This is a genomic window from Streptomyces sp. NPDC000878 (assembly GCF_053599695.1).
In genome coordinates this window covers 1-7,626 of sequence record NZ_JBSFMT010000150.1, presented here as the reverse complement: position 1 = coordinate 7,626, position 7,626 = coordinate 1, and the positions used below count along the sequence as shown (strand labels likewise).

At 70.5% G+C, this 7,626-nt stretch carries 7 protein-coding genes; 5 read left to right on the top strand and 2 right to left on the bottom strand.

The genetic code is table 11. The annotated features are described in order from the left end of the window. The first annotated feature begins 286 nt into the window (after positions 1-286). Positions 287-2,869 (top strand): aminopeptidase N, encoded by a 2,583-nt coding sequence (pepN, locus tag ACWDR4_RS49365; protein WP_450418677.1) that lies wholly within the window; start codon positions 287-289, stop codon positions 2,867-2,869. Positions 2,870-2,950: 81 nt separating this feature from the next. Here the strand turns inward: pepN and ACWDR4_RS49360 are convergent, their stop codons facing one another. Further along, complete coding sequence (locus ACWDR4_RS49360) at positions 2,951-3,955, bottom strand: ArsR/SmtB family transcription factor (RefSeq protein ID WP_450418675.1); 1,005 nt, start codon at positions 3,953-3,955, stop codon at positions 2,951-2,953. A gap of 165 nt (positions 3,956-4,120) precedes the next feature. Here ACWDR4_RS49360 and ACWDR4_RS49355 point away from each other — a divergent pair, with 165 nt between their 5' ends. The 3 genes from ACWDR4_RS49355 to ACWDR4_RS49345 all read left to right on the top strand — a co-directional run bounded on the left by ACWDR4_RS49355 (position 4,121) and on the right by ACWDR4_RS49345 (position 5,846). Next, positions 4,121-4,570: a peptidoglycan-binding domain-containing protein gene (locus ACWDR4_RS49355; RefSeq protein ID WP_450418673.1), complete on the top strand. Its 450-nt coding sequence runs from the start codon at positions 4,121-4,123 to the stop codon at positions 4,568-4,570. Positions 4,571-4,733: 163 nt separating this feature from the next. Continuing rightward, positions 4,734-5,099, top strand: coding sequence for a peptidoglycan-binding domain-containing protein (locus ACWDR4_RS49350; protein ID WP_450418672.1), 366 nt, complete (start codon positions 4,734-4,736; stop codon positions 5,097-5,099). A 33-nt stretch (positions 5,100-5,132) separates the two neighbouring features. Beyond that, the gene (locus tag ACWDR4_RS49345) at positions 5,133-5,846 is read left to right on the top strand and encodes a peptidoglycan recognition protein family protein (RefSeq protein WP_450418671.1); all 714 of its coding nucleotides are present in this window, start codon (positions 5,133-5,135) and stop codon (positions 5,844-5,846) included. 89 nt (positions 5,847-5,935) lie between these two features. On the opposite strand, the gene ACWDR4_RS49340 is transcribed toward ACWDR4_RS49345, so the two are convergent. After that, positions 5,936-6,904, bottom strand: a complete 969-nt coding sequence (locus ACWDR4_RS49340) for an EamA family transporter (RefSeq protein WP_450418669.1) — start codon at positions 6,902-6,904, stop codon at positions 5,936-5,938. Positions 6,905-7,047: 143 nt separating this feature from the next. On the opposite strand from ACWDR4_RS49340, the gene ACWDR4_RS49335 reads away from it, so the two are divergent. Continuing rightward, the gene (locus ACWDR4_RS49335) at positions 7,048-7,569 is read left to right on the top strand and encodes a MarR family winged helix-turn-helix transcriptional regulator (protein WP_450418667.1); all 522 of its coding nucleotides are present in this window, start codon (positions 7,048-7,050) and stop codon (positions 7,567-7,569) included. The last annotated feature ends 57 nt before the right edge of the window (positions 7,570-7,626 follow it).

The window sequence follows — 7,626 nt, the reverse complement described above, 5'->3', positions numbered from 1 at the left end:
CGCCGGACGGGCTAAAAGATCAAGCCCCGGCCGGCACCATCCAGCCCGTCCGGCGTTTGAGGACGAGCGCGTTCTAGCGCGATACGGGGGTTCGGGGGCAGAGCCCCCGAGGAAAACCGGCGGCTCCCCGACGGGAACCAACTCGCGCGCCGCATCGTCAGCACGACGCGGCCTTTCAAGATCGGTGGCCGAATGCGTGCCGTCTCACCGGCGGGTTCCGGACATCGCGTCGGCCACGGATCCCATGGAAGGATGGCGCAACCCACACATACGAGGAGATGACCGCGTGCCTGGCACAAACCTGACCCGCGAAGAGGCGCAAGCGCGGGCGAAGCTGCTCACCGTTGACTCGTACGAGGTCGAACTCGATCTCTCCGGCGCGCAGGAGGGCGGCACCTACAGGTCCGTGACCACGGTGCGCTTCGACTCCGCCGAGACCGGCGCGGAGTCCTTCATCGACCTGGTGGCCCCGACCCTCCACGAGGTCACGCTCAACGGGGACGCCCTCGACCCCGACGAGGTCTTCAAGGACTCCCGGATCGCGCTGCGGGGACTGCTCGCCGGGCGCAATGTTCTTCGCGTCGTCGCCGACGCCGCCTACACCAACACCGGTGAGGGCCTTCACCGGTTCGTCGACCCCGTCGACCAACAGGCCTACCTCTACACCCAGTTCGAGGTCCCGGACGCGCGCCGCGTGTTCGCCTCGTTCGAGCAGCCCGACCTCAAGGCGACCTTCCAGTTCACGGTGACCGCGCCGTCCGGCTGGACCGTCATCTCCAACTCGCCGACGCCCGAGCCCAAGGACGACGTCTGGCGCTTCGAGCCGACGCCCAGGATCTCGACGTACATCACCGCGCTCGTCGTCGGGCCGTACCACAGCGTCCACAGCGTGTACGAAGTCGACGGGCAGACCGTGCCGCTCGGTATCTACTGCCGGCCCTCGCTCGCCGAGTTCCTCGACTCGGACGCCATCTTCGAGGTCACCCGGCAGGGCTTCTCCTGGTTCCAGGAGAAGTTCGACTACGCGTACCCGTTCAAGAAGTACGACCAGCTGTTCGTGCCGGAGTTCAACGCCGGTGCCATGGAGAACGCGGGCGCGGTCACCATCCGCGACCAGTACGTGTTCCGGTCGAAGGTCACGGATGCCGCCTACGAGGTGCGCGCCGAGACGATCCTGCACGAACTGGCGCACATGTGGTTCGGCGACCTCGTCACCATGGAGTGGTGGAACGACCTGTGGCTGAACGAGTCGTTCGCCACCTACACCTCCATCGCCTGCCAGGCCTACGCGCCCGGCTCGCGCTGGCCGCACTCCTGGACCACCTTCGCCAACTCCATGAAGACGTGGGCCTACCGCCAGGACCAGCTGCCGTCCACCCACCCGATCATGGCCGAGATCCGCGACCTCGACGACGTCCTCGTCAACTTCGACGGCATCACGTACGCCAAGGGTGCCTCCGTACTGAAGCAGCTCGTCGCGTACGTCGGCATGGACGCGTTCTTCGCGGGCGTGCAGGCCTACTTCAAGCAGCACGCGTACGGCAACACGCGGCTCAGCGACCTGCTCGGCGCGCTGGAGGAGACCTCCGGGCGCGATCTGAAGGCCTGGTCGAAGTCGTGGCTGGAAACGGCCGGTATCAACATCCTGCGCCCCGAGATCGAGACGGACGCGGACGGGGTTATTACTTCCTTCGCCATTCGGCAGGAGGCGCCCGCGCTCCCGGCAGGTGCGAAGGGGGAGCCCACTCTCCGGCCGCATCGGATCGCAGTCGGGCTCTACGACCTCGACGAAGCCAGTGGCAAGCTGCTGCGCGACGACGAGGACGGGCGTATCGAGCTGGACGTCGACGGCGAGCTGACGGCCGTACCGCAGTTGGTCGGCAGGCGTCGGCCGGCCGTGATCCTGCTCAACGACGACGACCTGTCGTACTCCAAGGTCCGTCTGGACGACGCGTCCCTCGCCTTCGTCACCGAGCACCTGGGCGACTTCGAGGCCTCGCTGCCGCGCGCGCTGTGCTGGGCCTCCGCCTGGGACATGACCCGTGACGCCGAACTGGCCACCCGCGACTACCTCTCCCTCGTCCTGTCGGGCATCGGCAAGGAGTCGGACATCGGCGTCGTGCAGTCGCTCCAGCGGCAGGTGAAGCTGGCGATCGACCTGTACGCCGACCCGGCCGCCCGCGAGGCCCTGCTGACCCGTTGGACGGACGCCACGCTGGCCCACCTCCGGGCCGCCGAGGCGGGCTCCGACCACCAGCTGGCCTGGGCCCGCGCCTTCGCGGCCACGGCCCGTACGCCGGAGCAGCTGGACCTGCTGGACGCCCTCCTGGAGGGCACGCAGACCGTCGAGGGGCTGGCCGTCGACACCGAGCTGCGCTGGTCGTTCGTCCAGCGGCTGGCGGCCGTCGGGCGGTTCGACGAGGACCAGATCGCGGGCGAGTACGAGCGGGACAAGACGGCTGCCGGTGAGCGGCACGCCGCCACGGCCCGGGCGGCCCGTCCGACGCCGGAGGCCAAGGCGGAGGCCTGGGCGTCGGTCATCGAGTCCGACAAGCTGCCGAACGCCATCCAGGAGGCGGTGATCGGGGGCTTCGTCCAGACCGACCAGCGCGAGTTGCTGGAGCCGTACACCGACAAGTACTTCGCGGTGGTCAAGGACGCCTGGGACTCGCGCTCGCACGAGATCGCCCAGCAGATCGCCATCGGCTTCTACCCGGCGATCCAGGTGTCCCAGGAGACCCTGGCGAAGACGGACGCCTGGCTGGCCTCCGCCGAGCCGAACGCCGCCCTGCGCCGCCTCGTCTCGGAGTCCCGCTCCGGTGTCGAGCGCGCGCTCAGGGCACAGGCTGCGGACGCGGCGGCCGAGTAGCCGGCCGGTAGGTAGTTGGTTAGTTGTACGGAGTTGAGGGCGCCTCGGATGCCGGGCGCCCTCAGCCGCGTTCTACGCCCGCTACGCCGGGTCCGGGCGCAGCAGCGCCGCTCCCGTGGGCGTCAGGGTGTGCAGGACGGACGGGCCGTGGCGGTGGCTGACGAGGAGGCCGGCGTCGCGCAGCACGGTGGTGTGGCGGGTCGCGGACGCCGCCGACACACCCGCCGCGCGGGCGAGTTCGCCGGTCGTCGCGCCGGCCGCCGTCGCCTGGAGGATGACGGCGCGGGTCGTGCCCAGGAGCGCGGCGAGCGGGGCCCGGGGGTTCTGGGCACCGGTCGCACCCGTCCCGCCGGTCCCGTCGGTGCGGGAGGCCGCGTGGCGCAACGGGTAGGCCAGGACGGGCGGGAGACCGGAGTCGGCCAGCGACACGGGGGCGCCCCAGCAGAAGTACGAGGGCACGAGCGTCAGGCCGCGCCCCTGTAGGTACAGGTCCCGGTCCTCGGCGTACTCGACCTCCAGGACGGGCCGCCGCCAGCGCATGTACGGCCCCAGCCCGGCCAGGAGCCCGTCCATGCCGCCGTCCAGCAGGGCCCTGGCGCGGACGGAGCGGTCGGCGTCGATATGGGCCTGAATGTGGTCGCCGTGGGGACGGATGGCGACGTCGTAATAGGCCCGGACCGTCTGGACGAATTCCTTGCGCGGTCCGATATCGGTCAATTGGCGGGTCCAGGCGGGGGCGCCGTTCACCTGGTCCAGAATGTTCAGTTCGCGCAGTATGCGTTGGCGGGGCAGGCCGAGAATCGCGTCCAGACCCGCGTCCAGACCCTCGGACGCTTCACCCGGCGTGAGGAAGTCCGGGAAATAGGTGCCTCCCGGATAAAGGGGAAGCAGCACGTTGCGAACGGCCGGTGCGAGGCCCTTGCCGTGCAGCGCCTCGCGCGCGCTCCGATGCCAACCGGCGTACGACCAGAGGCCCTTGCGGATCTGGAATCGGCACAGGCTGAAATAGATGTCCCAGAGCGGATCCGGCCTGGCCGCCACCTGGACACGTGCGAGATCGGCGTCCGTGAAATGGATCCGGAGCATTCAATTCACCTCGCCGACCTCGGCTTTTACGCTCAGGCGGAAAAGTATGTCGATGCCCCGACAGAGCTGACAAGGTCAGAGCGAAAGCGGTTCACGGATCGTCCGAAAACAGCTCCGTGCGACCAACGACATGAACGATCTGAACAGCCCGAACAGGGGGAACGAATGCGACAGAGTGTTTTGACCAGGTCACTCGTCAGTGCCGCGACCGTCGCCGCGATTACCGGTGGAAGCCTGCTGGGCACGGGGGTCGGATTCGCGTCGGCCGCGCCGGCCGCCGCGCCCATGGCGAGCACCCAGTCCGTCACCATCCTCGCCACGCAGAACTTCGGCCTCAGCACCGCGCAGGCCAAGAAGGTCCAGGGCTGGCTGGCGGAGTACTGGGACTACAACGACAGCATCGACGGGCTGCTCGGCACCAACAGCTGGAAGGCCTTCCAGCGCTGCCTCAAGACGTACTGGGGCTACACCGGCGCGATCGACGGGGACCCGGGCAGCGGCACGGTCAGCGCACTGCAGCGTCTGCTGCGCAACTACGGCTACACGGGGGCCATCGACGGGGACGCGGGCTCGGGGACCCGCGCCGCGTTCAAGACGTTCGCCGACTCTCGCTGAGCGCTCCGCGGGTCGGGCGGATCGTTTTCTGCGGGTTGGTGGGGGCTGATCGCGCAGTTCCCCGCGCCCCTTTGGGGCGCGGATCCGCGCCCTGAGTCGAGTGGCGCGCCCCGGGTGACCGGAGCGCGCCGTTCGGCTTTCCGAACTCTTCGAGGGAGGCACCATGCGCACGTTCGTCCGCAGTACCGCCGTACTGGCCGTGGGGGCGGCGCTCCTCATCGGCGCGCCCACGGCGAACGCCTCGGCGGCCGAGACCAACTGCAACTACATCGACGACGCCGCCCGGCCCACGGTCAACCCGGGCAGCACGGGCAACGCGGTCAGTCAGGTGCAGTGCCTCGTCAACTTCTACAGCGCCTACCCCAACTGGCTGGAAGAGGACGGGAGTTACGGGGCCAGAACGCTGGCGGGCGTCCACTGGGTACAGACCTGCAACGAGACCGTCGGCGGTGCGGACGGCATCGTCGGCCCCAGCACCTGGTCCCGGCTCTACGCCCCGAAGGACGCCTGCGCCATCTCGGCCCTCTAGCCAACTCCCCCTGATACCCGACAGGAAGAGCCCATGACGAGTCGCCCGGTTCCCCCGTTGCCCCGGCGGGCGTTCCTGACCGCCCTCGGAGCCGGCGCCGCGTTGAGCGCGCTGGCCGGCCCCGCCTCGGCCGCGCCCACCGCCTCGTACACGCTGCTGTCCCGCGCGGACTGGGGCGCCGACGAGACCCTGCGCTTCGCCGGCGGCACCGAGCTGTGGCCGTCCGAGTACTACCCCGTCCAGACGCTCACGGTCCACCACACCGACGACGGCAGCAGCGACCCGGACCCGGCAGCCGTGGTCCGCGCGATCTACCGCACCGACGCGGCCGAATTCGGCGACATGGGCTACAACTACCTGATCGACAGGAACGGTCTGGTGTACGAGGGCCGCTGGTCCGGCACCGACGGAACGCCCGCGCACGACGCCTCGGGGCGGATGGTCACCGGCGCGCACGTCCAGGGGTACAACTCGGGGAACATCGGCATCGCCCTGCTGGGCACCTTCACCACCACGCCCCCCTCGTCGGCCGCCCGTACCGCCCTGGTCCAGCTCCTGGCCGACCTCGCCGCCCGGCACACGCTCGCCCCCTTGGGCAAGGTGGTCTACGTCAACCCCGTCAGCGGGGTCAGCCGGCCCGCGCCGATCATCGGCGGCCACCGGCACTGGGCGGCCACCGACTGCCCCGGCACCCTCTACACCGCCATGCCGTCGATCCGCGACGAGGTCGCCGCCCTGCTCGCCTGAATCGCCCGGCTCCTTGGCTCCTTGGCCCCTTGGCCCCTTGGCCCCTTGGCCCCTTGGCCCCTCGATCTCTCGATCTCTCGATCTCTCGATCAGCGACGCGGCACCAGGACAGGGCCCCGAGCCTTCCGCACCCCGGCGCCGAGCGCGGGGTCAGCCCCCGATCCGGACCCGACCCCGGCCCCAGCCCCGACCCGGCGCACCCCCAACTGCCCCACCACCGTCGCCCCGAACGCCAGCCCCATGCCCGCCAGTTGGAGCGGCGTCAGGGCCTGGCCGAGGGCCGCCCAGCCCACGATCGCGGCGGTCAGCGGGGACAGCGGGCCGAGGAAGGTGACCTGGGTCGCGGTGAGCCGGCCGATGCCACGGAACCAGAGCCAGTACGCCACAGCCGTGTTCGCCAGCGCGAGGTAGAGGTACCCGCCGACCGCCCGGCCGTCCAGCGCGGGCGGGGCGCCCTCGACGAGCAGGGCGAGGGGCGCGATGAGCAGGCCCCCGGCGGTCAGCTGCCAGCCGGTGAGGGCGAGCGGGCCCACACCGTCCGGACGGCCCCAGCGCTTCGTCAGGACGGTGCCCGTCGACATCGACGCGGTGGCGGCGAGCGCGGCCAGCACACCCACGGTGTCCAGCGCCCCCGCCGCCTTCAGCACGACCAGACTGACGCCGAGCGCCGCCGCGACACCCGTGAGCAGGGTCCGTACGGTCGGCCACTCGCCCAGGAACACGGTCGCGAGCCCGGCGACGAACAGCGGGCCGACCGACCCGACGACCGCCGCCATACCGCCCGGCAGCCGGTACGCGGACAGGAACAGCAGCGGGAAGAAGGCGCCGATGTTGAGCGCGCCCAGGACCGCCGCCTTCCACCACCAGGCGCCGCGCGGCAGCACCCGGGTCAGCGCGAGCAGGAAGAGCCCGGCGGGCAGGGCGCGCAGCAGACCGGTGAAGAGGGGGCGGTCGGGCGGGAGGAACTCCGTGGTGACGGCGTAGGTGGTGCCCCAGGAGATGGGGGCGAGGGCGGTGAGGAGGATGACGGGGAGGTGGGCGGGGCGGATCGCGGGCATGGGCACACCCTTCAAGTAGGTCGGCGCTAATTAGCTTAGCGCTAAGCAACTTGCCGTCAATCCACTTTCCAGTGAGTAACTTTTCGGTGAGCAACTTTCTTGCGTGTGACCGTTGGCACCCGATCCTCGGCGATACTCGGCGCATGAGTGCACAACCGCCGCAGCGCAGGGACCCCGTCGACGCGATCATCGACCAGTGGGCGGTGGTGCGCCCCGATCTGGACACCGCCGCGATGGAGGTCTTCGGCCGTATCTACCGGCTCGCGCGCGCGATGGGCGACCGGACGGAGAAGGCGTACGCGCGGTTCGGGATCGGGCGCGGCGAGTTCGACGTGCTCGCGACCCTGCGCCGGGCCGGTGAGCCGTACACGCTCTCGCCGCGTCAGCTGTCGTCGACGCTGATGCTCACCACGGGCGGGATGACCGGCCGGCTCGACAAGCTGGAGCGGGCCGGGCTGGTACGCCGCTCCCCCGACCCCCACGACCGGCGCGGCCTCCAGGTCACCCTGACGGAGGAGGGACTGAGCCGCGTCGACGAGGCGGTCGGTGTCGGTGTCGACGCCCAGACGGAGGCCCTGGCCGCCCTGGACACGGAGAAGGCCGGCCAACTGGCCGACCTGCTGCGGGAGCTGCTGGCGGCTGCGGAGGGCCCGCGACAACCGTAGGACCCGGCCGGGAACACGCCGAGGGCGCCGTTCTCACCCCATCGGTCATGGGGTGAG

What these genes read in the sequence shown, in the direction of transcription:
- ACWDR4_RS49360 (WP_450418675.1), bottom strand. Translation starts at nt 3,955, where the DNA reads ATGCTCCGGATCCATTTCACGGACGCCGATCTCGCACGTGTCCAGGTG.
- ACWDR4_RS49355 (WP_450418673.1), top strand. Translation starts at nt 4,121, where the DNA reads ATGCGACAGAGTGTTTTGACCAGGTCACTCGTCAGTGCCGCGACCGTC.
- ACWDR4_RS49350 (WP_450418672.1), top strand. Translation starts at nt 4,734, where the DNA reads ATGCGCACGTTCGTCCGCAGTACCGCCGTACTGGCCGTGGGGGCGGCG.
- ACWDR4_RS49345 (WP_450418671.1), top strand. Translation starts at nt 5,133, where the DNA reads ATGACGAGTCGCCCGGTTCCCCCGTTGCCCCGGCGGGCGTTCCTGACC.
- ACWDR4_RS49340 (WP_450418669.1), bottom strand. Translation starts at nt 6,904, where the DNA reads ATGCCCGCGATCCGCCCCGCCCACCTCCCCGTCATCCTCCTCACCGCC.
- ACWDR4_RS49335 (WP_450418667.1), top strand. Translation starts at nt 7,048, where the DNA reads ATGAGTGCACAACCGCCGCAGCGCAGGGACCCCGTCGACGCGATCATC.